The following is a 22,469-nucleotide window of genomic DNA, read 5'->3' as shown; positions in this document are numbered from 1 at the left end:
GATGGCCAAATTCCCGATCAGCCGCCGAAAGTTCCTGACGGGTGCCGGCCTCGGTGTTTCCGGCATCATGTTGTCGGGCTGCGATGCCTTCGACAGCCAGCTCGGCATGGGTGATGGCCTGCGCAGTTTCCTCGAAAACGCCAATGGCCTGACCTACCGCGCGCAACGCTGGCTTGCCGGCCGCGATGCTCTGGCGCCGGAATTCACCGAGGCCGATATCCGCCAGCCACAGCGGCCGAACGGCGTCACCGCGCCCGACGATGACACCTACAAGGGCCTGCTCGCCAACAATTTCGCCGACTGGCGGCTGGAGGTAACGGGCCTGGTCGAAAAGCCGCTGTCGCTGAGCCGCGAGCAGTTGGAGAACATGCCGAGCCGCACCCAGATCACCCGCCACGACTGCGTCGAAGGCTGGAGCTGCATCGCCAAATGGACCGGCACCCCGCTGTCGTTGGTGCTCGACCAGGCGGTGGTCAAGCCGCAAGCCCGCTATGTCATGTTCCACTGCCTCGACACGATCGACCGCAGCCTCTCCGGGGAAATCAAATATTACGGCACCATCGACCTGATCGACGCCCGCCACCCCCAGACGATCCTCGCCTACGGCCTCAACGGCAAGCCGCTGCCGGTCGAAAACGGCGCACCGCTGCGCGTCCGCGTCGAACGCCAGCTCGGCTACAAGATGCCGAAGTATCTCTACAAGATCGAGCTCGTCGACAGTTTTGCCAATATCGGCGGCGGCCGCGGCGGCTATTGGGAAGACAATGGCTATGACTGGTATGGCGGGATTTGATGGCCTCGCATTCTGACCGAGCACGATCTGACTCCGACGGAACCGAGCTTGCCTGAGGAAGCCGGTTTCGAGCGCGCGTGGCCGAACTTGGCGATTGGCCTGAAGACACTCCAATATCGTCCTCTGCAAAACGGTCGCAGAAAACGGCGCGGCTTAAGCAACCTTGTCGAGCATCGGCTTGAGCGCCGGATGTATCTCCGGCGAGGCGAGTTTGATCAGCGCCAGCAGGGCGCGTTCGTTCTCATGCAGCGGGCGGTCGGTGCCGATGCGATCGGCCAGCCATTTCGCCTCGCTGGCGTCGATCGACTCGGCGCGGCGCGCGAGTGCCTCGGCGGCACGGTTCTTCGATTCCCATTCGGCCTCGATGTCGCCGGGCGAACGATAGGCTTCCATGATGCCGGCCAGTCCGCCCGACACCATGCGGCTGAAGAAGCCACCACCTTCGGGCTCGGCCTGGTCCAAGAAACTGTCACGACGCAGCGCCACATCGCGCGTCGGCGCTTCGTAGCCGGCCGAACACATGACGAAATTGGCGAGCGCGTTGACGAACAGGTCGTTCCAGGACGGGTCGTTGTGGGCCGCTGCGGTCTGCTCGTTGATCTGGAACAGCACCTCGGCCTCAACCCGTGTGATGGCGATGTTACCGTCGCCGCCATAGGCATGGAGAATGCGGCGCAACAGATCGACCTCGGCCTTGGCGACCAGTCCGGGAACCAGCGCGCCGCCGAGCATCAGTGGTCCCTTGCCGTCGAGCACCGCGTTGGCGACCTGCTCGAGCGCATAGGCGGAGAGCCGGCCGGGGGATTATTTCGCCCTTTCCAGCACATGCACCAGCAGCTCCAGTTCGGTCACACTGTCGACCATTCCGTCGCGCGAGATGGTCTGTATCAGCCAACCGGCATTGTCTTCAGAGATATAGCCTGCCGGCTTTTCCTGGTGGACGATGTAGTCGGTAACGGCCTCGACGAAGAACTCAGGCCATTGCGGGCATTTGTCCGTCGCTGTCGCATCGAGCGCGGACAGTGCTTCAGCCTCGCCGCGCGTCACCACGCCGTCGGCGAACACTTCGCGACGCAGCATGACGACATCTTCCGCCGTGATGCGGTCCTTCGCGGCCAGCCCCGCCACCGGCGCGCTGCCGATCCGTCCGCCCATCTGTCAATCCCCATCCGCCGTGCCCAACGCAATTGCCGGCCAAACTATCAGCCCAGAATATCGGCATTGTCTTGAAAAACCGGCAAACGGCGTGGTTAGCGAGGACTGTAAAGACGACGCGCTTTACGGTCTCTGGCAGGTGACAAGGTGTCGCCGACAAGCTATGGATGGCGCGTCGAGGGCTTAAGTTTTGAGTCCTACCTGTTTGCGGGAGAGAGCAGCGCGAGCTGCCGCCGAAGGGGAAATCGCCCGAAATCTCTCAGGCAAAAGAACCGTAGACGGGAAAGACACTCTGGAAAGTCGGGGCTTGCCCCCGCGCCGAAGGTGTAAGCGTCGCCGACAGAGTTCCGGTTGCGCGAGTCTCTCAGGCTTCAGACAGAGGGGCACGGACTGGTCGCCAGCAGCGGCCGATTGCGTGCGACTCTGGAGATGACATGACGGGCGACGACACCAAACACCTTCCTCTCCAAGATCTGCACACCGCCGCCGGCGCACGCTTTGGCGCCTTTGCGGGCTGGTCGATGCCGCTGACCTATCCGGCCGGCGTGATGAAGGAGCACCTTCACACCCGCGAACATGCCGGCCTGTTCGACATTTCGCATATGAAGCTGTTCGCTGTCAGCGGACCGGGCGCTGCGGCACTGCTCAACCGCGCCAGTCCGCTCGATGCCGGCGCGCTTGAGATTTCACAGTCCAAATATAGTTTCTTCCTCAACGAGGCCGCCGGGATCATCGACGATCTGATCGTCACCCGGCTCGGCGCCGAGCGCTTCATGGTGGTCGCCAACGCCGGGAATGCGGTCGAGGACGAGAAGCATTTGCGTGCGCTGGCCGCGGACTTCGACGTCAAAGTCGATGCGCTCGACCGCGTCTTCCTGGCGATCCAGGGGCCGGAAGCCTGGGCTGCCTTGTCCCGCGCCGGCATCGAGACCGGCTCGCTCTTGTTCATGCATGGCATCGAGCCGAAGCAAAACTGGTTCATGAGCCGCTCCGGCTACACCGGCGAGGACGGCTTCGAGATCGGCCTGCCGGAGGCGGATGCGCGCGCTCTGGTCACGAAACTGCTCGAGGACGAGCGTGTGTTGTGGATCGGCCTTGCTGCCCGCGACTCGCTGCGGTTGGAGGCCGGCCTGTGCCTGCACGGCCAGGACATCACGCCGGAGATCGATCCGGCGAGTGCCGGCCTGATGTGGGCGATCCCCAAAGATCTCCGCGCGGGCGGGTCCTTCATCGGCGCCGATGCGCTGCGGTCCATCCTGGAGCGCGGGCCGTCGCAAAAGCGCGTCGGCCTGAAGCCGGACGGCCGCCAGCCGGTGCGCGCCGGCGCTGCTTTGTTCGATGCCGACGGCGATCCGGCCGGCTACGTGACATCAGGCGGCTTCGGCCCGTCGGCCGGCCATCCCGTCGCCATGGGCTATGTGTCAACGGCCTTGGCCAAGCCGGGCACGAAACTGTTCGCCGACGTTCGCGGGACGAAAATCCCGGTCGATATCAGTTCCTTGCCCTTCACTCCTCATCGCTACCGCAAAGGATAATTCCGATGGCAAAAACCTATTTCACACAAGATCACGAATGGCTGAGCGTCGAGGGAGGCATCGCCACCGTCGGGATAACCGACTATGCGCAGGAACAGCTTGGCGATCTCGTCTTCGTCGAACTGCCTCAAATCGGCACCAAACTCAGTAAGGGCGACACCGCCGTGGTCGTCGAATCCGTCAAGGCGGCCTCCGATGTCTATGCGCCGGTTGATGGCGAGATCACCGACGCCAACGGCGCGCTGTCCTCGGACCCGTCGCTGGTCAACTCCGCTGCGACCGGCGACGGCTGGCTGTGGAAGATGAAGCTCGCCGACGAAGGCCAACTCGCAGGCCTCATGAATGAGGCCGCCTACAAAGCCCATATCGGTTGACATCAGGACCTATTGCCATGAGCGCAGCACTTACCCCCTTCTCGGCCCGCCACATCGGTCCTGATGTAAACGACGTCAGAGCCATGCTTGCCGTGATCGGCGTTCCCTCCGTCGAGACGCTGATCAGCCAGGCCGTGCCGCAGTCGATCCGCCTCGATCTGCCGCTAGCCCTTCCCGCGCCGGCGAGCGAAGCCGAAGCGCTGGCCGAATTGGCTGCGACCATGGCAAAAAACAGGGTGCTGAAGAGCTTCATCGGCGCCGGCTATCACGGCGTCCATGTGCCGCCGGTCATCCAGCGCAACCTGTTCGAGAACCCGGCCTGGTACACCGCCTATACGCCCTACCAGGCCGAGATCAGCCAGGGCCGCCTGGAAATGCTGTTCAACTTCCAGACCTTGGTCACCGAATTGACCGGCCTGCCGGTGGCTTCGGCCTCCCTGCTCGACGAAGCGACGGCGGTGGCCGAAGCGGTCGGCATCGCGCTGCGCCATCACCGCGACAAGCGCACCAAGGTGGCGCTGGCCGGCACGCCGCATCCGCAGACGCTGGACGTCGTGCGCACCCGCGCCGAGCCGCTCGGCATCGAGATCGATGGCGAGACCATCGACGACAACACCGCCGCCCTGCTGGTCTCCTGGCCGGACACGTTTGGCGTCTATGGCGACCACAAGGCGGCGATCGAGAAGGCTCGCGCCACCGGCGCCGTGGTCGTCTTCATCGCCGATCCGCTTGCGCTCACGCTGACCGAAGCGCCGGCCAGGCTTGGCGCCGACATCGCCGTCGGCCCGATGCAGCGCTTTGGCGTGCCGATGGGCTTTGGCGGCCCGCACGCCGCCTATTGCGCCGTCTCCGACAAGCTGACCCGGCTGATGCCCGGCCGCCTCGTCGGCCAGTCGATCGACAGCAAGGGCCGTCCCGGCTATCGCCTCGCCCTGCAGACGCGCGAACAGCATATCCGCCGCGACAAGGCGACCTCCAACATCTGCACCGCGCAGGCGCTGCTTGCCAACATGGCGACCGCATACGCGATCTGGCACGGGCCTACTGGTTTGCAGGCGATCGCAGCCCGAATTCATGAGCTCGCCAACGGCCTCGCAGCAGGCCTGAAAACCGCTGGTGTTTCCGTGCTCGGCTCAAGCCGTTTCGACACGGTGACGGCCGAAGTGAAGGGCAAGGCAGATTCGATCGCCGCTGCCGCTGAAAAAGGTGGCCGGCTGCTGCGCGTCATGGATGCCGACCGCATCAGCATCGCCTTCGACGAAACCTCGACCGAGGCGGATCTCGAGGCTATCGCCGCCCTGTTCGGCGCCAAGTCCGGCGCTACTGAGGCCGGCGCGATGCCCGGCAAGCCGCGCGGCAAGGAGTTTCTGACCCAGCCGGTTTTCCGCGAAAACCACTCCGAGACCGACATGATGCGCCTGCTGCGCAGGCTAGCCGACAAGGATTTGGCGCTCGACCGCACCATGATCCCGTTGGGCTCCTGCACCATGAAGCTCAACGCGGCGGCCGAAATGACGCCGGTCAGCTGGCCTGAAGTCGCCAACCTGCATCCCTTTGCGCCGGCCAGCCATTCGGCCGGCTATCGCGCCATGGTCGGCGAGCTGGAAGGCTGGCTGGCGCAGATCACCGGCTTCGACGCCGTCAGCCTGCAGCCCAATGCCGGCAGCCAAGGCGAATATGCCGGCCTGCTCGCCATCCGCGCCTATCACCGTTCGCGTGGCGAAGGCCATCGCACCATCTGCCTGATCCCCCAGTCCGCGCATGGCACCAATCCCGCGAGTGCGGCGATGGCCGGCATGAGCGTCGTCGTCGTGCGCTGTCTGGAGGACGGCAATATCGACATGGACGATATGCGAGCCAAGGCCAACGAGCATTCCAAGAATCTCGCAGCTCTGATGTTCACCTATCCCTCGACGCACGGCGTCTACGAGGAAGGCGCGCGCCACCTGTGCGCTCTCATCCACGAGCATGGCGGCCAGGTCTATTTCGACGGCGCCAACCTTAACGCGCTGGTCGCGCTGGCGCGGCCCGCCGATATCGGCGCCGATGTCTGCCACATGAACCTGCACAAGACCTTCTGCATCCCGCATGGCGGCGGCGGTCCGGGCGTCGGTCCGATCGGCGTCAGGGCGCATCTGAAACCCTATCTGCCGGGTCATGTCACCGAAGGTTCGGCGCATGCCGTGTCGGCCGCACCGTTCGGCAGCGCTTCCATCCTGCCGATCACCTGGATGTACATCCGCATGATGGGCGCCGCCGGCCTGAAGCAGGCGACGGAGACGGCGATCATCTCGGCCAATTATGTGGCGACGCGGCTCGCGCCGCACTTCCCGCTTCTCTACAAGGGCAGGCACGATCGCATCGCGCATGAATGCATCCTCGACACGCGCGTGCTCAAGGAGAGCGCCGGCATCAGCGTCGACGATATCGCCAAGCGGCTGATCGACTACGGTTTTCACGCGCCGACCATGTCGTTCCCTGTCGCCGGCACGCTGATGGTCGAGCCGACCGAATCCGAGCCCAAGCGCGAACTCGACCGGTTCTGCGAGGCGATGATCGCTATCGCCGGCGAGGCAGCGAAAGTGGCGAAGGGCGAATGGCCGCTCGAGGACAACCCGCTGGTCAATGCCCCGCACACGGCGGCCGAAACCCTTGCCGGCCAGTGGACTCACCCCTATTCGCGGCTGGAAGCGGCCTACCCCGCCGGCGATGTCGACAAAGCGGCCAAATACTGGCCGCCGGTCTCGCGCATCGACAATGTCGCCGGCGACCGCAACCTCGTCTGCTCCTGCCCGCCGCTGTCGGAATATCTCGGCGCCGCCGAATGACACTCTGGCCTGTCAGGCTGAACGCAAGGCCGGCCCATCGGCCTTGCTTACCCGGTTCAGCACAAGCACGCGGTTCCGCCCCGCGTGCTTGGCCGCGTAAAGCGCTTTGTCGGCCTCGGCCAGGACGTCCTCGAGGCTGCTGCCGTCTTCCTTACCAAAGCCGATGCCGCCGCTGACGCTGCTGCGCAACGGCCCGCGCGGCGTCGGCACCACTTCCGTGCCGAAAGCGACGCCGATCTTGCTGGCGAGGTCATGGGCCTTGTCTTGCGGCATCCGCGACATGACCAGCGCGAACTCCTCGCCGCCCAGCCGAAAGGCGTCGACGCCAACCCGATCATATTTCTTGATGATTGCCGCGAAGCGGCACAGGACCCGGTCGCCGACCGGATGGCCGTAGACATCGTTGGTCCGTTTGAAATGATCGAGGTCGAACATGGCGATCGACATGAACGGACCGAAGACGCGCTCGCCATAGAGCGAGTTCAAGGCACGCCGGTTCATCAGCCCGGTCAACGGGTCGGTCAGAGTCTCGGCCTTCAGTTCGATCTGTGCCTGAAGATGATGCAGCGACAGCGTCAGCGCGCCGAGAGCCGTCATGCAGGCGACCGCCACGACCGAATTCAACCGCTCGGCCCAATTGTCGGGTGCGACGCCGAGCACCCACTGGCCCTTAACCAGAAGCACGGCGCCGCAGAGCCCGAAGGATACGCCGCAGACGCCGCTTAGCGCCGAAACGACCAGCAGAATGCCGCGATCCTGACCGCCCTTGATCCAGAACATCACCCCGATCGAGGCGAGCAGCACTGTTACCGTCGTATAGGTGAGGATGAAGCCGACACCATCGAAACCGAGATAGGTCACGCCGGCGCAGACAGCCATCGCAAGCAGGGCCGGCAGGACAGCGCGACTGTAGTTGCGCACACCGAGATATTGCATGGCCGAAAGTGAAAGCGCCAGGAAACCGAGGCTGAGCAGCGCCAACGCTGCCTGACAAAGCAACGGAGTGGGCTCCCTCGTGTAGCGCCAGAAGACGATGACGTGGGCGACAAGGACGAGAATGCCGCACGCCACCGTCAGCACGAAGCGTGCACGCGGCGCCGTGAACCAGATCACAAACATGGTGACGCTCAGGCATGTGCCCGACAGCGCAGCCGCCAGCAATAGCGAACTGAAATCCAGCATGGATGAGCGGCAACCTTTGGGATCCTCGATTTGTGGCGCATCATAGGCATGCAACCGGCCGGAGATACCGTTTTCGGCCGGTTTTCAAAGCAACCTGCCGACAGGGTTTACAAAGCGTCGACTGCCGTCCCCGCGAAGAGTCTCAGCCCTTGTTGAGCAGCGCCAGATTGGCGTTGATCACGCTCGGGTCGGCCATTCCGGCCCTTGCTTCCATGAGCAGCGCCCTCGCCTTCTTCTTGTTGCCGCGCAGCAGCTGCGAATAGCCCATATTGTTGACAATCTGCGGCTTGCGCCCGGCAACCTTCAAAAGCTGGTCGTAGGCGCGGTCGGCGAAGTCGAAGCGGCCGAGTTCGTCATAGGAGGCGGCAAGCCCCATCCATCCCTCGGCACTGTCGGCCTTCAGTTCCACGGCCTTGCGGAAATGCTGTTCGGCAAGGCCGTAATTGGCCTCGCGGAACTGCGCCTTGCCTTGCGCAAGGTCGGAGGTGCTGACGTCTTTTGCCACCGGTTGGATCGACGTGGTCTTGGTCTTATCGACGTTCTCAGTCGTACAGCCGCTGACCATCAAGACGGCCGCTAGCGCGGCCATTGCCGTGAAAATTCTGTGACGCATGCCCCTGGCCCCAATCGCCCGATTTACCGGGTCGTTCTTCAGGAGGCAGACTACAACAGGGCAATTAAACTTCAGTGCTGAAACGCCCCTAAAATTTGGTTTCGGGCACACCAGCCATTAACCAGCCGAGGGCTAGTCCGGCTCCATCGACTTGAGCCCCGCCGGAAACTGATAGCGGCTGCCGTCATAGCGCAGCCGGTAGGTTCGTTTCATGGACCTTCCGGGATGGGACTGGCACTCGCCGTTCTTGTCGACAGACGGATTGTCGGTGTCCAACCGCTCGAACACTGTGATGTCGTGATAGCCGTGATGTCTCGCCGGGCTCATCGCCAGGCTGACCCGGCTGGATTGAAAGGATCCTGCGCAATTGGTGTCGCCTTCGCCGCCAAAACCGGCCACGATGATGCCGTCGAGCACCAGGCGCAGATCACCGCCGTCAAGGGCATAGAGCCGCAGGTCGGTTTCGCTGAAGGGATTGGGCCGCGAATGGCTCGCCATTTGGATGCGCAGGCCAAAGCCGGTGACACCGGGCGCCAGGCCATAGCGGCCGGTATCGAATTCGACCTTGTTGATGGCGATGGCATCATCGGTCATCAGCCCGGGCTGGAGCAGGCGCTGGCGCACCTGCCTGGTCTTCCTGTCGACGACCAGAAGGTCGACATCGCCGACATGCCCGTCGTCGCTGGATTGGCTGCTGTCGATGAGCGGCACCGCGACCAGCAACAGATCGTCATGGGCAGGCCATATCTTGCAGACGAGGCCAAACGGCGTATCCGGGAGCGTCACGGCGATGCTGGTATGGGGTTCGAGCGTGAACGAGGCGCCGTCTGCGCTCTTTTGGGCCCTGGGATAGGCCTGTTGCACCAGGGCGGCAGCATCGCCGCAATCGTCGGCCGCGGCCGAGGCCGGCGACAGACTGGTGGCGGCCAGGCCGAGGAAAGCGGTGCACAAGACTATTCGCATGGACGGCTCACTCATTTTGCTTTGCGGATTTTGCCGAAGGAGAGCGACCGAACCGGCCGGGTTTCGACATCCAGATGAAGCGTAGTTGGAGTGAGTAACCGCAAGAAGCCGCCGGGCAATCCCCTAGGTATCTACTGAACCGCCGTCATTTTGACGATGATCGGGATGACGGCGATCATCAGCACCACCGGCAGGATGCACACCACCACCGGCACCGACATCTTGGCCGGCAAGGCATGTGCCTTCTCCTCGGCCAGCGACATGCGCTTGTGGCGCATTTCGTCGGAGAACACGCGCAGCGCCCCGGCAAGGCTGGTGCCGAGTTCCTTCGACTGCTGCAAAAGCGTGGCGAAGGAGCGCACCTCGTCCAAGCTGAGGCGGTCGGCGAGCGCCTTCAAGGCATCGTCGAGGCTGCGGCCGGCCCTGAGTTCCAGCGACACCAGCTGCAGGTTTTGGCTCAGCGACGGATAGGTCTTGGCCAGTTCCTTCGAGACCCGCTCGATGCCTGCCTCCATGCTCATGCCCGCATCGGAGCAGACGATCATCAAATCCATGAAGTCGGGAAAGCCGTTGCGGTATTCGCGCATCTTTTCCCGCACCTTCTGGCTGAGCACCAGGCCGGGCACGAAATAGCCGGCGGCTCCCGACAGGATGATGAAGGTCCAGCGGCTGGTCGCGGTGGAATCGGCGCTGCCCATCCAATGGTTGACCAGGAACGCGCCGATCGTTGCGCCCACCAGGCAGGCGAAGCGGATCAGGAAGAATGTGCCGATCGCGCGCGGCTCCATATAGCCCGCCTGGATCAGCTTCATACGCAACCGGGCGACATTTTCCGGATCGCTCTTGGCGTAGAATTCCTGCGCCCGCTTCACTGCCTTCTCGCGCACGACGCTCTGGTTCTTCTTCGGCGCCGCCTCGGCCTGTTGGGGAGTCTTGCTGTCGTCGATCTTGAGCCGGCGCTTGAGATCGTTGCGGTCGCCTTTGGCTACCACGAGCGGCCATGCCACCGCGCTGCCACCCAACACCAGCAGCAGCGCGGCTACCGGCATCAGCGACGTCGGCGCCAGCGATGCAAGAAACTGGATCATCTGCTCCATCTCAGAACCGGAAGTTCGACATCTTGAACATGATGATGTTGCCCAGCATCAGCCATGTCACGGAACCGCCCAGCAGATACCACGTCTTCGGTACATCCCAGACGCTCTGATAGAATTGCGGCATCATCACCATGATGGTGGCGAACAGCAGTGCCGGCACCGCCGTCAGGATATAGGCCGACATACGACCCTCAGTCGAAATGGCGCGCACCTTGCGGCGCAGCTTGCCGCGTTCGCGGATCGTCGTCGACAGCCCGTCGAGGATCTCGCGCAGATTGCCGCCCGAACTCGTCTGGATGGAAACCGCGGTGACGAACAGCGGCAGATCCTCCTGGCCGACGCGGTCGAACAGTGAATTCAGCGCAGAAACCAGGTCGGAACCATAAGTCACCTCGTCGGAGATAACGCCGAATTCGGTGCCGATCGGATCGGACATCTCGCGCGACACCATCGAGATCGCCACCGGAACCGGATGCCCGGCCTTCAAGCCGCGCGTGATCAATTCCAGCGCCTCCGGCAACTGCACGCCGAAACGCTTCACCCGCCGGGCACGCTTGGAACGCAGCACAATTACCGGCAGCAGCGCTGTCAGCACCACAAACAGCAAAATGGCGAGCAACAGCGGCAGCCCGTACCAGAGCGCGACGAGCATCATCGCCAGCGCCACGCCCGTCGTCATCGTCAGGAATTTCGGCAACGGCATCACCATGCCAGACTGCGTGCGCAGCGCGCGAAAACGGTCGGGCGAGAAGAATGACGTGCCGGAATCGAGGCCGCGTTCCTTGCGCAGCTGAATCAGCACCTGTTCCTGGCTGATCTTGTTTTCCTGCAGCCTCATGCGCCGGTTGATGGCCAGGCGCTTGTCGCTGCGGCCGGCATAGAGCAGATAGCAGCCTTCGGCGATCATGATGCCGGTCAGCGCTGCCGCGGCATAAACGACATAGATCGGGCTGAAATTCTCGAACACCCGGCTACTCCTGCGGCCGGCCGGGTTCGAAATATTTGCCGGGGAATTCAATGCCCATATTGCGCAGGTCCTCGAGGAAACGCGGGCGAATGCCGGTCGCCTCGTAGTGACCGAGGATCTTGCCGTCGGCCTCCATGCCAGTGCGCACGAAGCGGAATATCTCCTGCATCTGGATGACGTCCCCTTCCATGCCGGTCACCTCGGCGACGCTGGTCACCTTGCGCTTGCCGTCCGACAGTCGCGTAAGCTGGACGATAAGGTCGAGCGCGCTGGCGATCTGACTGCGGATCGACTGCACCGTCATCGGCATGCCGGTCATGCCCAGCATCTGCTCGAGGCGTGAAATGGCGTCGCGCGGCGTGTTGGCGTGGATGGTCGCCATCGAGCCTTCATGTCCGGTGTTCATCGCCTGCAGCATGTCGAAGGCCTCCTCGCCGCGGCACTCGCCGAGGATGACGCGGTCGGGGCGCATGCGCAGCGCGTTCTTGACCAGGTCGCGCTGCTTCAGCTCGCCATGACCTTCGATGTTGGCGGGGCGCGTTTCCATGCGCGCGACATGCGGCTGCTGCAGCTGCAGTTCGGCCGCGTCCTCGATGGTGATCAGCCGTTCGTCTTCCGGAATGAAGGCCGACAATGCGTTGAGCATCGTCGTCTTGCCGGTGCCGGTGCCGCCCGAGATGATGGTCGTCTTGCGGGCGTGGACTGCAGCCGCCAGCACCTCGGCCATGTTCTGGGTGATGGCGCCGAACTCGACCAGCTTGTGCAGGCCGAGCTTGTTCTTTGAAAACTTGCGGATCGACACCAGCGGCCCGTCGACGGCGACCGGGCGAATGGCGGCGTTGAAGCGCGAGCCGTCGAGCATGCGGGCATCGACCATCGGCTGCGATTCGTCGACCCGGCGGCCGACGGCGGCGACGATCTTGTTGACGATGCGCAACAGGTGCGCCTCGTCCTTGAACGGGATATGGACCTGCTGCAGCTTGCCCCGTTTTTCGACGAAGCAGTTCTGGTGGCCGTTGATCAGGATGTCGTTGATGTCGGGGTCCTTGAGCAGCGGTTCCAGCGGGCCGAGGCCGACCATCTCATCGACGATGTCATCGACCAGCGCTTCAAGTTCGACGGTGTTGATCGCCATACGCTCCTGGCGGGTCTTTTCCGACACGAACTCCTGCACCTGCCGGCGCATCTCATCCTTGGGCAGGCGCTCCAGCGCGACCAGGTTGATTTCCTCGAGCAGCAGCCGGTGGATGCGCACGCGGGCATCGAGCACCTTGTTGGCGCTTTTTCCCGGTGTTGTCTCCGGCTTCGGCGGCAAGGCCTTGCGGTTCGTCGGGATGACCACGGCGTGATGCGCGACCGGCGCCGCCTCGGCCGGCTTCAGCCCGCGGACGTCACGGTTCTGCAGGGTCGAGAAGCGGCTGGTCATCCGGCTTTCCTCTTCAGGAGGCCCCTGCCGATGCCGAACAGCGAGCGCGATTTCTCCGGCGTCACCACGGCTTCTTCCGGCAGGATGATCCTCTTCAGATCGTTGACGACATTGGCGTTCGGGTCGATCTCATGCAGCGGCACGCCGCGGTCGACCGCTTCACGCACAAGCCGGTAATTGTTGGAGATGCCGCCGACGAAATGCTCGCCCAGGATTTCCTGGACATCCGCCTGCTTGATGCCGTTGTCGAACATCTTCTGCTCGAAACGGTTGACGATCACGTTCGGCTTCACTTCCTTGCCTGCCGTCTCGTAGACCGCCTGGATCAGCCGCTGCGTGTGGCGCAGGCACGGCACCGTCATTTCGGCGACGATGTAGAGCTTGTTGGAGCCGAGCAGCACTGTCTCCGTCCACGGAAACCAGGTGCGCGGCATGTCGATGACGACGTTGTCGAAATAGGCCGAGACGAGATCGAGCATGCGCACCACGACGTCGGTCTTGAACGAGCGCATTTCCGACGGATGCGTGGGCGCCGCCAGCACGCACAGCCCGCTCGCATGCTTGGACAGCATCACGTCCAGCAGCTGACGGTCGAGACGCTCGGGCTGGTTCTCGATTTCGGTGATGTCGAAGCGGGGCTCGAGGTCGAGATATTCGGCGCAGGCGCCTTGCTGGAAGTTGAGGTCGACCACGCAGGTCGACGCGCCGCGCGTCACCGAATGATGCAGCTGGAAAGCGGTCTGCAGCGCCAGCGTCGTGGTGCCGACGCCGCCGGCGGCCGGCATGAAGGTATAGATCTGCGACTCGGTGTTTTCCTCGCGCCCCGGCCCTTGCAGCGCGCGCACGACAGACCGCACCAGATCGGCGGTGGTGATCGGCTTGACCAGGAAATCGGCGACCTGGAGCTGCACCAGGATACGCACTGCGGCTGCGTTGAATTCCTGGGTGACGACGACCACCGGAACGCGGCCTTCAAGCCGGCGCATGATGCGCTGCAGCGACTCGATCTCTTCCAGCTTTGCCGCATCCATGTCGACGATGAGCGCGCCGAAATCGGCTTCCTGGACCTCGCCGCGCAGTTCGGTAATGTTCTTCTCGACGGTCGAAAGCTGGATCACCTCCGAGGCCGCGAACGCGGTGCGCGTATCCTGCGCAAAGGTCCGGTCGCTGGACACCAGCAGGATCTTCTTGGTCTTGATGCCGCTTGCCATTTTGTCAGCCTGTCAGGTCATTCCCGGTCAAATCACCGGGCAAATCAATCGGTTGTCGCTGTCGGTTGCACGGCCTTGGCAGCAGCAGCCTGGTCGGCGGCGTTGACTGCCGCCTCACTGCGCTGCGCCGGCACCAGCAGCCTGGTGTTCTGGACGCCGTATTTCCAGGGATCGACCATCTGCATGGCCGTATTGGCGGCCTGTGCGTTGCCGGCGGCAATCGTCGGTCCCTCGGAGCGGACATAGTCGTCGCTGGTGCAGCCGCCGGCGAGGCCGGCGATCAGCAGGGCGATGCATGATTCCACGCGCATGGCTTCAATCCTTCGGCAGGTCGAGGAAATGCCCGACGGTGGTGACCGCGGCCGGCTGTGCCGTACTGCCGCTGGCCATTGCCACTGCACGATTGGCTTCGGACGATTTCACTTCCTCGGTGTTGTTGAGGAAATAGTCGACATTGCTGGCCGGCTGCGTGCCGTCGGTCGGCTCGAGCAGCTTCTTCGACGGATCGACCGGCTTGACCAGATAGGGGGTGACGATGATCACCAGATCGGTCTCGCGCCGCTGATAGGATTTGGAAGAGAACAGCGAGCCGAGCACCGGCAGCTTGCCGAGGCCGGGAAGACGCGATGTGGTAATGTCGTTCTGTGATTGCAGCAGGCCGGCGATCATGAAGCTCTGGCCATTCTTCAGGTCGACGGATGTCTTGGCGCGGCGCACGATAAAGCCCGGGACCGAGATATTGCCGATATTGTAGGAGGCCGAAGCGTCGATCGAGGACACTTCCGGCGCGATGTCGAGGCTCACCAGCCCGTCCTTGAGAACCGTCGGCGTGAAGTCGAGGCTGACGCCGTATTTCTTGTAGCTGACGGAAATCTTGCCATTGTCCTCGGAGACCGGGATCGGGAACTCGCCGCCGGCGAGGAAGCTTGCCGTCTGGCCCGAACGGGCGATCAGGTTCGGCTCGGCCAGCCGCCGGGCGAGACCACGTTCCTCCAGCGCCTTGATGGCGACGTCGATCGACAGGCCGTTGGACAGCAGCCGGCCGATGATCTCGCCATTGCCGGCTCCCGGCACCGAGCCCGGCTCGATGGTGACGTCGCGCCCGCCAATGCCGTAAGCAAAATTGGCGCTGTATTTGGCGCCGAGATCCTGTCCGGCCTGGCGATTGATCTCGACGAAGCGGACGTTGAGCTGAACCTGCTGCGAGGACGAGATGTTGACCGAATTGATCACTTCCTCATTGCCGGAGAAACGGCTGGCGATCTTGCTTGCCTTCTCGGCGGCGACCGCGTCATCGGCCTCGCCCGACAGCACGACGCGGCCATTGGCCGAGCCGACCTTGATCTTGGCGTCCGGCACGCTGGCGCGAATGGTGCTGGCCAGCTGGTCGGTGTCCAGCGTCACCTCGATGTCCACGGTGCCGACCAACTGCTTGTTCTCGTCGAACAGCGCGATGCCGGTGGTGCCGAGATTGTTGCCCAGCACATAGAAGGATTTGTCGGTCAGCGGATTGACGTTGGCGATCTCCGGATCGCCGATGACGATCTGGTAGAAAGCGGCATTGGTCATGACCGTCTTCGGCTTGCCCTTGGCTACCTTGATCGACGCATTCGTTGTCGACGAGACATGGACGATATCGTTGTCGGCCTTGGCTGGCGCACTGAGGCCGAGCATTGCGGCCGCGGCCAGGCAAGCCCCCACCGCAAGCGCCCGCATTGGGCGCAGCCCTTTCGTAGTTCGAAATGCATGAAGTCCCGACATCTGTCCCGTCCCTCGCCCGGTCCCCACCGGCAGTTATTGCTGGTCCCGCGCAGGAACCTGGTATTCTTCGACCTGCGTGCCGCGCGTCACGATGATCGTCTTGAATTTCGGCTTCTCAGGCTCCTTGGTCGCGGCAGTGAACAGCGCGCCGGCAGCGGCCTGGACGCCTGAGGCGACCGATCCGCCGAAGGACGAGATGGTGGTGACGCCGTCCTTGGCGGCCCCTCCGTCTGCGGCCGAGCGGAGCGACAGCGACAAGGTGCCGACGGTGCGGGCAAGCGCCACTTTCTGCGCGCCTTCGGTCGTCACCTCGATGGTCACGGAATTGGCGATCTGCGGTGTGGTCTGGCGCTCGTCGGCGCCCTGCCCCACGGTCAGCACCTTGGCGTCGGAGACGACGATCTCGGAGGTAACGGTCGATCCGGCAGCGCCCTGCGCGTTCTTGGCCACTTCCTGGATCTCGCCGGCATCGCGTGTCAGCACCACGTCGACCCGGTCGCCCGGCATGACGAAGCCGCCGACACCGGCTATCTCGTCGGTGCGGATTGTCACCGCCCGCATGCCGGGCGTCATCGTGTTGGACAGCGTCGCGCGGCCGTTCGGCCCCGACAATTTGCTGATCAGCACCGGCTCGTTGATCTCGATCGGCGACAATACCACGCGGCTGCCTTCGGCGAGCAATGCATTGACTGTGGTGAACGCGCCCTGCGGCACCGAATCCTCGGACCATGGGATTTCGCTGAGCTGTGCCCGGTCAAGCTCCATGCCGTAACGCAGCGGCGCGTTGGCCACCACGATGGTCTTGAAGACGACCTTGGGGACGGCGGGCGCCGGGATCGACGCCGTTTTCTCTTCGGCATCGGCCTTGGCCTGGCTTTTCACCCAGAAATCCGCGGCAAAGATTGAAATCGCGCCGAAGACGGCAGCGATGCCAATCATCGTTATGGCCTTGCCCCTCACAACCAACCCCTGACTCTCGTGGTCTTTTGTTTTGTTGGGGCGACGCTAGGCCGCTTTGTTAAAGATTCAGGAATCCCAGCGGCTCCGCACGGACCTATTTCCGCCGGCTTGGTTATCGAAAGGTTTTAGGATAAGAAGGGGTTAATCCCCGAACGTAACAGGAACTTCCGTCGCTTGGCGCCGAAAAGCGTGGCAGTATCGACGGGTGATTCGCGGCACCGGATTCTATGGCAGGCATGGACGACAACAACGATCTTTTCGGCAATCTGGAAAAGCAGCCGCAACCGGCTCGGACACCTTCGCGCCCGGCCGACCCGCTGGTGCAGGCCACGAAGCGTCCTGCCGCGACCAAGGACGGCAGCGAGGGCTATAGCGCCGCCGACATCGAGGTGCTGGAGGGGCTGGAGCCGGTGCGGCGCCGTCCCGGCATGTATATTGGCGGCACCGACGACAAGGCGATGCACCATCTGTTTGCCGAGGTCATCGATAATTCGATGGACGAGGCGGTCGCCGGCCATGCCACCTTCATCGATGTCGAGCTGTCGGCCGACGGGTTTCTGACCGTTACCGACAATGGCCGCGGCATCCCGGTCGATCCGCATCCGAAATTCAAGAAGCCGGCGCTCGAAGTCATCATGACGACGCTGCATTCGGGCGGCAAGTTCGATAGCAAGGTCTATGAGACCTCCGGCGGTCTGCACGGTGTCGGCGTCTCGGTCGTCAATGCGCTGTCGGACCATCTCGAAGTCGAGGTCGCGCGCGGTCGCCAGCTTTACCGCCAAAGGTTCTCGCGCGGCGTTCCGGTGAGCGGGCTGGAGCAGCTCGGCGAAGTGCACAACCGGCGCGGCACCAAAATCCGCTTCCATCCCGACGAGCAGATTTTCGGCAAGGGCGCCGCCTTCGAGCCGGCACGGCTCTATCGCATGACCCGCTCGAAAGCCTATCTGTTCGGCGGCGTCGAGATCCGCTGGAGCTGCGACCCATCGCTGATCAAGGAAAAGGACCAGACGCCGGCCAAGGCGGAGTTCCATTTCCCCGGCGGCTTGAAGGACTATCTCAAGGCATCGCTCGGCGATGATTTCCAGGTGACCCGCGAAATCTTCGCCGGCAAGAGCGAGAAGCAGGGCGGCCACGGCTCGCTGGAATGGGCGGTGACCTGGTTCGGCGGTGACGGCTTCGTCAACTCCTACTGCAACACCATCCCGACTGGCGAGGGCGGCACGCATGAGGCCGGCTTTCGCAATGTGCTGACGCGCGGGCTTCGCGCCTATGCCGACTTGGTCGGCAACAAGCGCGCCTCGATCGTCACCTCCGAAGACGTCATGATCTCGGCGGCCGGCATGCTGTCGGTTTTCATCCGCGAGCCGGAATTCGTCGGCCAGACCAAGGACAGGCTGGCAACGATTGAAGCCATTCGCATTGTCGAGACCGCCATCCGCGATCCCTTCGACCACTGGCTGGCCGACAATCCGCAGGAAGCCTCCAAGCTGCTGGAATGGGTGATTGCGCGCGCCGACGAGCGGGTGCGCCGGCGCCAGGAAAAGGAAGTGTCGCGCAAGAATGCGGTGCGCAAGCTGCGCCTTCCCGGCAAGCTCGCCGACTGCACGCAGAATGCCGCCGCGGGCGCCGAATTGTTCATCGTCGAAGGCGACTCGGCCGGCGGCTCGGCCAAGCAGGCGCGCGACCGCGCCAGCCAGGCGGTGCTGCCGCTGCGCGGAAAAATCCTCAACGTCGCCAGCGCCGGCAACGACAAGCTAGCCGCCAACCAGCAGATTTCGGACCTGATTCAGGCGCTCGGTTGCGGCACGCGCTCGAAATACCGCGATGAGGATTTGCGCTACGACCGCGTGATCATCATGACCGACGCCGACGTCGACGGCGCTCACATAGCCTCGCTGCTGATCACCTTCTTCTACCAGGAAATGCCGAACCTGGTGAACGGCGGCCATCTCTATCTGGCGGTGCCGCCGCTCTATTCGATCCGGCAAGGCGGCAAGGTTGCCTATGCCAGGGACGATGCGCACAAGGACGAGCTGTTGCGCACCGAATTCACTGGCCGCGCCAAGGTCGAGATCGGCCGCTTCAAGGGCCTGGGCGAGATGATGGCCGGGCAGCTCAAGGAAACCACCATGGACCCGAGGAAGCGCACGCTGCTCAGGGTCGATGTTATCGACGCCGTGGCGGCGACCAAGGATGCTGTCGACGCGCTGATGGGCACCAAGCCGGAAGCCCGCTTCCGCTTCATCCAGGAACGCGCCGAATTCGCCGCGACGGAAGTGCTGGATATCTGAGCGCCGGCCAACTCTTCGTTTTGACGCAGTTCCGGGCGGAAAACCGTTTCACACTTTTCCTGGAACTGCTCTAGCCTGCGCTTCCGATACGGAGACCAGCTTGTGATCTGGGCGCGGCTGAAGAGCGACTTCGAAACCAGTTTGGCGGGCCTGACGCAGCCGACGCGCTCGGATTGGATTTTCGCCCTGCGCACGGTTTCGGCCGGTCTGATCGCGCTTCTCGCCGCTTACGCGCTAAAACTCGACCACCCGCAATGGGCGATGATGACGGTCTTCATCGTCGCCCAGCCGGTCGCCGGGATGGTGCTGGCGAAAGGTTTTTACCGGCTGCTCGGCACGCTGGCCGGTGGACTTGCGGCGATCGGCATCACCTCGGTTTTCGGCACCAATCCCTGGCTGCTGGTCACGGCGCTGTCCGTCTGGATTGGGCTGTGCACGCTGGTTTCGTCGCTGCTGCGCAATCCGGAAGCCTATGGCGCCGCACTTGCCGGCTATACCGCGATGATCATTGGGCTGCCGGCTTTCGGCCAGCCGCACGTGGTCGTCGATCTCGCTGTCGCGCGCTGCGCCGAGATCGTGCTCGGCATCGTCTGCGCCGGCCTGACCAGCCGGCTGATCCTGCCCAAGCTGGCCGCTGATGCCATCATCTCCAGGTTGAAGCGCAGCATCCTCGACCTCGCAACCTATGCAGGCGGCGCTTTTTCCGGCGGCGACCCGGCGACGCTGGCCGGCCTGCACCGCAAGCTGATCAGCGACGCCCAGATGCTGGCCGAGATGCGCACCTATGCTCGGCTCGAAGCACCGAGCTTCGCCACCCGCGCCCATCCGGTCCGCCTCACCATCGGTCAGCTTCTGTCGGCGCTGTCGGCGGCACGCGCGCTGCATTCGCATGCCGCGCCGAAAAGCGCAGCCCTCATTCCGGTGCGCTCCGAACTGCAGTCGCTGGTCAGCGAGCTGGCAGCCACGCCGGAGGCGCTGGACGACACGTCGCCCTGGGTGACGCGGCTCGACGCCATCACCGGCAAGGCCCGGCAAATGCCCGACGCCTCGACCGATCAGGGCGACGACAGGGTCGGCACCATAACCCGCCTCACCATCGCCGCCGATTTCGCCGAAGCCTTCAAGCAGGTGCTGCGCGGCCTCGACGCCCTGCGCGCACCGGTGACGCGCCCTATCCGGAGCAACAGGCAGCCGCCTGCGCTGGTGGTGCACCGCGATTATCCCGGGGCTTCGCGCAATGCCATACGCGCCGCCCTTGCCACGTTGGCGGTCGCCGCCTTCTGGCTGACGACGAAATGGTCCGATGCGGCCGGCACCGTCATCCTCGTTGCCGTCGTCTCCAGTCTTTTCGCCGCGCGGCCTGACCCGGTGCGGGTGTCCTGGGGCTTCTTCAAGGGAACGCTGCTGGCTTTGCCCTTTGCCTTCCTTGTCGGCCAGGTCGCGCTGCCTGCCCTGCCCGGCTTCGGCTGGTTCACGCTGTTTGTCGTGCCGATCCTGGTACCGACGGCGCTGGGCATGGCCAATCCACGCACCGTCGGCGTGGCGACGGCGTTTGCAATCAATTTCCTCGCCTTCCTCAGCCCGCATCAGGCGATGACCTATGCCCCAGGCCCGTTCTTCGCCGGCTCGGCGTCGGTGCTGGTCGGCATCCTGCTGGCCATCGGCGTCTTCATCGTGGTGCTGCCGGTGGATCCATGGCGCGCGGCCAACCGCATCGTGCGCGCCATGCGCGAGGATCTGGCGCGGCTGTGTCTGCACGAGCGGGTACCGCGGCGTTCGGCCTTCGAGAGTCTGGCCTATGACCGCATCAACCAGCTGATGCCGCTCTTGCAAAATGCCGGCAGGAAGGGCGATGCGATCTTGGGCGGCGGGGTCGCCGCCGTTGCCGTCGGCCTCGAAATCCTGCGCCTGCGCGCCGCGCAGCAGAGCCCGTCCACTCCTTCCGACACCGCGCTCTCGATTGCCAATTTCCTGCGCGGCCTGGCGCGTGAACTGCTCTTTCGCGCACCCGGCGATCCGCAGACAGCAACTGTCACTGTGGCCCGGCAATATGCAGCCAGCCTTTCAGAGCGCAGCGGCGGTGCGGATATGCTGCAGATCGCAGCCTCGCTGCGCATCATCGCCGCCGGGATCGAGGATTTCCCGGATTTCTTCGCCAAGGACCGAGTTTAGGGCGTCAGGCCGCGGCTATCGCCAGCGCATGCCCGCGCGCGTTTTCCCGCAGCGCGTCGAGATGGATCGACTTGACCAGGCCGGCGAGATCGCCCTCGGTGGCCGGACCGCCGAGCTCCTTCAGCATCAGCCAGCTGACCTCCTGCACGCCGGCGAGGCGCTTGCCGTTGGCGACTTCGCGCCAGATTTTGAGCGCGCGCAGGAAGATGCCGTGGGTGGAAGCGGCGAGGCCGGCGCTGCGGAACAGCGCCTGCAGCGCAACGTCCTGGCCGCCTGCGAGCAAGGCCCGCACCCGCTGCTCCGACTGCTGGCTGAGCGCAACCAGGGCCGAGCCGAAAAAGTCGACCTTGCCGTGGGCAATGGCACGGATGATGAAACTTGCGGTCAGGTCGCCGCGCAGGCGCAGATGTTCGATGAGTGCCGCATGTTCCTCAGTGCGCGTGCCTTCGACCAGCCGCACCGAAGCCTTGACGCAAGCATCGCGCGTGACGCGCTCGGCTCTGGCCGCCCCCATCAGCGCCATCACCAGCGGCGAAGCCTTCAGCGTTTCGCCGAGCTTGACCAGCAGCATGTGCCGGCAGTCGGCCGGCAGCCGCACATCCGTGACCATTGCCTCGCGCAAATGAGCGATATGGCCATGCCGCTCGGCGATGCGGCGGAAAGAGAGTGAGGCTATATCGGCGCCGCCATTGGCGAGCAGCGTCGCACACGCTTCCGGTTCGCCGATCTCGGCGATTGCCGCGGCAACCGCCATCGAAACGACCGGCCGGTCGGCGATCAGTTTTTGCGTCGCCTTGTGCCCGGCCGCGACGCGGTCGATCAGGTCGGCATCGGTGAGCAGCGGCGACCGCGCCAGCACCAGGGCTGCCACTTCCGGCTGATCGGAGGCAAGCGCGCTGATGATCTGCAGCGGCGCGTGATGGCTCATCGACAGCGCTTCGGCCATCGCCAGCCGCACCTTCGACGAGGCGTCGTCGAGCAGCAGCGTCAGCGCCGCTTCGGCAGCGCAACGGTCTTCGAAAGGCAGGTCGGAATTGACGTAGGCGCGGGCCAGCGCGCTCGCCGCTGCGGCGCGCTCCGAAACCCTCGCGGTGTAGATCCATTTGAGAAAATGCGAGACAACCATACTGCCTGCTACGCC

General features: G+C 64.0%; 19 protein-coding genes and 1 riboswitch. Of the genes, 6 read left to right on the top strand and 13 right to left on the bottom strand.

Features of this window, described 5'->3' with window-relative positions:
- Window position 1 precedes the first annotated feature (1 nt).
- Window positions 2-793: a molybdopterin-binding protein gene (locus NKI35_RS11025; protein WP_023822981.1), complete on the top strand. Its 792-nt coding sequence runs from the start codon at window positions 2-4 to the stop codon at window positions 791-793.
- A 153-nt stretch (window positions 794-946) separates the two neighbouring features.
- On the opposite strand, the gene NKI35_RS31330 is transcribed toward NKI35_RS11025, so the two are convergent.
- Both NKI35_RS31330 and NKI35_RS31325 read right to left on the bottom strand, forming a co-directional pair.
- Window positions 947-1,549, bottom strand: coding sequence for a hypothetical protein (locus NKI35_RS31330; protein ID WP_502897136.1), 603 nt, complete (start codon window positions 1,547-1,549; stop codon window positions 947-949).
- A 48-nt stretch (window positions 1,550-1,597) separates the two neighbouring features.
- Entirely contained in the window at window positions 1,598-1,948 is a 351-nt protein-coding gene (locus tag NKI35_RS31325; RefSeq protein ID WP_502897135.1) for a hypothetical protein, read from the bottom strand.
- 198 nt (window positions 1,949-2,146) lie between these two features.
- Window positions 2,147-2,233, top strand: a riboswitch (glycine riboswitch).
- 149 nt (window positions 2,234-2,382) lie between these two features.
- On the opposite strand from NKI35_RS31325, the gene gcvT reads away from it, so the two are divergent.
- The 3 genes from gcvT to gcvP are packed head-to-tail and all read left to right on the top strand — an operon-like array spanning window position 2,383 to window position 6,685.
- Window positions 2,383-3,483, top strand: a complete 1,101-nt coding sequence (gene gcvT, locus NKI35_RS11015; protein WP_352739963.1) for a glycine cleavage system aminomethyltransferase GcvT — start codon at window positions 2,383-2,385, stop codon at window positions 3,481-3,483.
- 5 nt (window positions 3,484-3,488) lie between these two features.
- Window positions 3,489-3,857, top strand: a complete 369-nt coding sequence (gcvH, locus tag NKI35_RS11010; RefSeq protein WP_023681591.1) for a glycine cleavage system protein GcvH — start codon at window positions 3,489-3,491, stop codon at window positions 3,855-3,857.
- A 17-nt stretch (window positions 3,858-3,874) separates the two neighbouring features.
- Window positions 3,875-6,685, top strand: coding sequence for an aminomethyl-transferring glycine dehydrogenase (gene gcvP, locus NKI35_RS11005; protein ID WP_352739961.1), 2,811 nt, complete (start codon window positions 3,875-3,877; stop codon window positions 6,683-6,685).
- A 12-nt stretch (window positions 6,686-6,697) separates the two neighbouring features.
- On the opposite strand, the gene NKI35_RS11000 is transcribed toward gcvP, so the two are convergent.
- From NKI35_RS11000 to cpaB, 10 genes are all read right to left on the bottom strand, one after another.
- The gene (locus NKI35_RS11000; protein ID WP_023681593.1) at window positions 6,698-7,867 is read right to left on the bottom strand and encodes a GGDEF domain-containing protein; all 1,170 of its coding nucleotides are present in this window, start codon (window positions 7,865-7,867) and stop codon (window positions 6,698-6,700) included.
- Between the two features lie 142 nt (window positions 7,868-8,009).
- Window positions 8,010-8,480 (bottom strand): hypothetical protein, encoded by a 471-nt coding sequence (locus tag NKI35_RS10995; protein ID WP_023681594.1) that lies wholly within the window; start codon window positions 8,478-8,480, stop codon window positions 8,010-8,012.
- 132 nt (window positions 8,481-8,612) lie between these two features.
- Complete coding sequence (locus NKI35_RS10990) at window positions 8,613-9,443, bottom strand: PA3715 family protein (protein ID WP_031193122.1); 831 nt, start codon at window positions 9,441-9,443, stop codon at window positions 8,613-8,615.
- Window positions 9,444-9,574: 131 nt separating this feature from the next.
- A complete protein-coding gene (locus NKI35_RS10985; RefSeq protein ID WP_023681595.1) occupies window positions 9,575-10,540 on the bottom strand; it encodes a type II secretion system F family protein in 966 nt (321 codons plus the stop codon).
- A 1-nt stretch (window position 10,541) separates the two neighbouring features.
- Window positions 10,542-11,507 (bottom strand): type II secretion system F family protein, encoded by a 966-nt coding sequence (locus tag NKI35_RS10980; protein WP_023704530.1) that lies wholly within the window; start codon window positions 11,505-11,507, stop codon window positions 10,542-10,544.
- A 4-nt stretch (window positions 11,508-11,511) separates the two neighbouring features.
- The gene (locus NKI35_RS10975) at window positions 11,512-12,933 is read right to left on the bottom strand and encodes a TadA family conjugal transfer-associated ATPase (RefSeq protein ID WP_352739958.1); all 1,422 of its coding nucleotides are present in this window, start codon (window positions 12,931-12,933) and stop codon (window positions 11,512-11,514) included.
- Window positions 12,930-14,144 carry a CpaE/TadZ family protein gene (locus tag NKI35_RS10970; RefSeq protein WP_023667601.1) on the bottom strand — a complete coding sequence of 405 codons (1,215 nt, stop codon included), beginning with the start codon at window positions 14,142-14,144 and terminating at the stop codon, window positions 12,930-12,932. Before NKI35_RS10970 ends, NKI35_RS10975 begins: the two co-directional genes overlap by 4 nt.
- A 44-nt stretch (window positions 14,145-14,188) precedes the next feature.
- Window positions 14,189-14,455 carry a hypothetical protein gene (locus tag NKI35_RS10965; RefSeq protein WP_023667602.1) on the bottom strand — a complete coding sequence of 89 codons (267 nt, stop codon included), beginning with the start codon at window positions 14,453-14,455 and terminating at the stop codon, window positions 14,189-14,191.
- 4 nt (window positions 14,456-14,459) lie between these two features.
- Complete coding sequence (locus tag NKI35_RS10960) at window positions 14,460-15,860, bottom strand: type II and III secretion system protein family protein (RefSeq protein WP_031244501.1); 1,401 nt, start codon at window positions 15,858-15,860, stop codon at window positions 14,460-14,462.
- A 78-nt stretch (window positions 15,861-15,938) separates the two neighbouring features.
- Window positions 15,939-16,844 carry a Flp pilus assembly protein CpaB gene (cpaB, locus tag NKI35_RS10955; protein ID WP_352739956.1) on the bottom strand — a complete coding sequence of 302 codons (906 nt, stop codon included), beginning with the start codon at window positions 16,842-16,844 and terminating at the stop codon, window positions 15,939-15,941.
- Window positions 16,845-17,101: 257 nt separating this feature from the next.
- Here cpaB and parE point away from each other — a divergent pair, with 257 nt between their 5' ends.
- On the top strand, window positions 17,102-19,156 hold the full coding sequence (gene parE, locus NKI35_RS10950) for a DNA topoisomerase IV subunit B (RefSeq protein ID WP_352739954.1): 2,055 nt from the start codon (window positions 17,102-17,104) through the stop codon (window positions 19,154-19,156).
- A 102-nt stretch (window positions 19,157-19,258) separates the two neighbouring features.
- The gene (locus NKI35_RS10945) at window positions 19,259-21,328 is read left to right on the top strand and encodes an FUSC family protein (protein ID WP_352739952.1); all 2,070 of its coding nucleotides are present in this window, start codon (window positions 19,259-19,261) and stop codon (window positions 21,326-21,328) included.
- Window positions 21,329-21,332: 4 nt separating this feature from the next.
- Here the strand turns inward: NKI35_RS10945 and NKI35_RS10940 are convergent, their stop codons facing one another.
- Complete coding sequence (locus NKI35_RS10940; protein ID WP_352739950.1) at window positions 21,333-22,454, bottom strand: DUF2336 domain-containing protein; 1,122 nt, start codon at window positions 22,452-22,454, stop codon at window positions 21,333-21,335.
- Between the last annotated feature and the right edge of the window lie 15 nt (window positions 22,455-22,469).

The organism is Mesorhizobium sp. M0676 (assembly GCF_040320535.1).
Taxonomy (GTDB): Bacteria; Pseudomonadota; Alphaproteobacteria; order Rhizobiales; family Rhizobiaceae; genus Mesorhizobium.
The sequence above is the reverse complement of the archived record's forward strand: the minus strand, read 5'-3'. Positions and strand labels throughout refer to the sequence as shown.

Bases quoted from the DNA above. Each gene is read 5' to 3' on its own strand.
- NKI35_RS11025 (WP_023822981.1), top strand. From the start codon at position 2: ATGGCCAAATTCCCGATCAGCCGCCGAAAGTTCCTGACGGGTGCCGGC.
- NKI35_RS31325 (WP_502897135.1), bottom strand. From the start codon at position 1,948: ATGGGCGGACGGATCGGCAGCGCGCCGGTGGCGGGGCTGGCCGCGAAG.
- gcvT (WP_352739963.1), top strand. From the start codon at position 2,383: ATGACGGGCGACGACACCAAACACCTTCCTCTCCAAGATCTGCACACC.
- gcvH (WP_023681591.1), top strand. From the start codon at position 3,489: ATGGCAAAAACCTATTTCACACAAGATCACGAATGGCTGAGCGTCGAG.
- gcvP (WP_352739961.1), top strand. From the start codon at position 3,875: ATGAGCGCAGCACTTACCCCCTTCTCGGCCCGCCACATCGGTCCTGAT.
- NKI35_RS11000 (WP_023681593.1), bottom strand. From the start codon at position 7,867: ATGCTGGATTTCAGTTCGCTATTGCTGGCGGCTGCGCTGTCGGGCACA.
- NKI35_RS10995 (WP_023681594.1), bottom strand. From the start codon at position 8,480: ATGCGTCACAGAATTTTCACGGCAATGGCCGCGCTAGCGGCCGTCTTG.
- NKI35_RS10990 (WP_031193122.1), bottom strand. From the start codon at position 9,443: ATGCGAATAGTCTTGTGCACCGCTTTCCTCGGCCTGGCCGCCACCAGT.
- NKI35_RS10985 (WP_023681595.1), bottom strand. From the start codon at position 10,540: ATGGAGCAGATGATCCAGTTTCTTGCATCGCTGGCGCCGACGTCGCTG.
- NKI35_RS10975 (WP_352739958.1), bottom strand. From the start codon at position 12,933: ATGACCAGCCGCTTCTCGACCCTGCAGAACCGTGACGTCCGCGGGCTG.
- NKI35_RS10970 (WP_023667601.1), bottom strand. From the start codon at position 14,144: ATGGCAAGCGGCATCAAGACCAAGAAGATCCTGCTGGTGTCCAGCGAC.
- NKI35_RS10965 (WP_023667602.1), bottom strand. From the start codon at position 14,455: ATGCGCGTGGAATCATGCATCGCCCTGCTGATCGCCGGCCTCGCCGGC.
- NKI35_RS10960 (WP_031244501.1), bottom strand. From the start codon at position 15,860: ATGCGGGCGCTTGCGGTGGGGGCTTGCCTGGCCGCGGCCGCAATGCTC.
- cpaB (WP_352739956.1), bottom strand. From the start codon at position 16,844: ATGATTGGCATCGCTGCCGTCTTCGGCGCGATTTCAATCTTTGCCGCG.
- parE (WP_352739954.1), top strand. From the start codon at position 17,102: ATGGACGACAACAACGATCTTTTCGGCAATCTGGAAAAGCAGCCGCAA.
- NKI35_RS10940 (WP_352739950.1), bottom strand. From the start codon at position 22,454: ATGGTTGTCTCGCATTTTCTCAAATGGATCTACACCGCGAGGGTTTCG.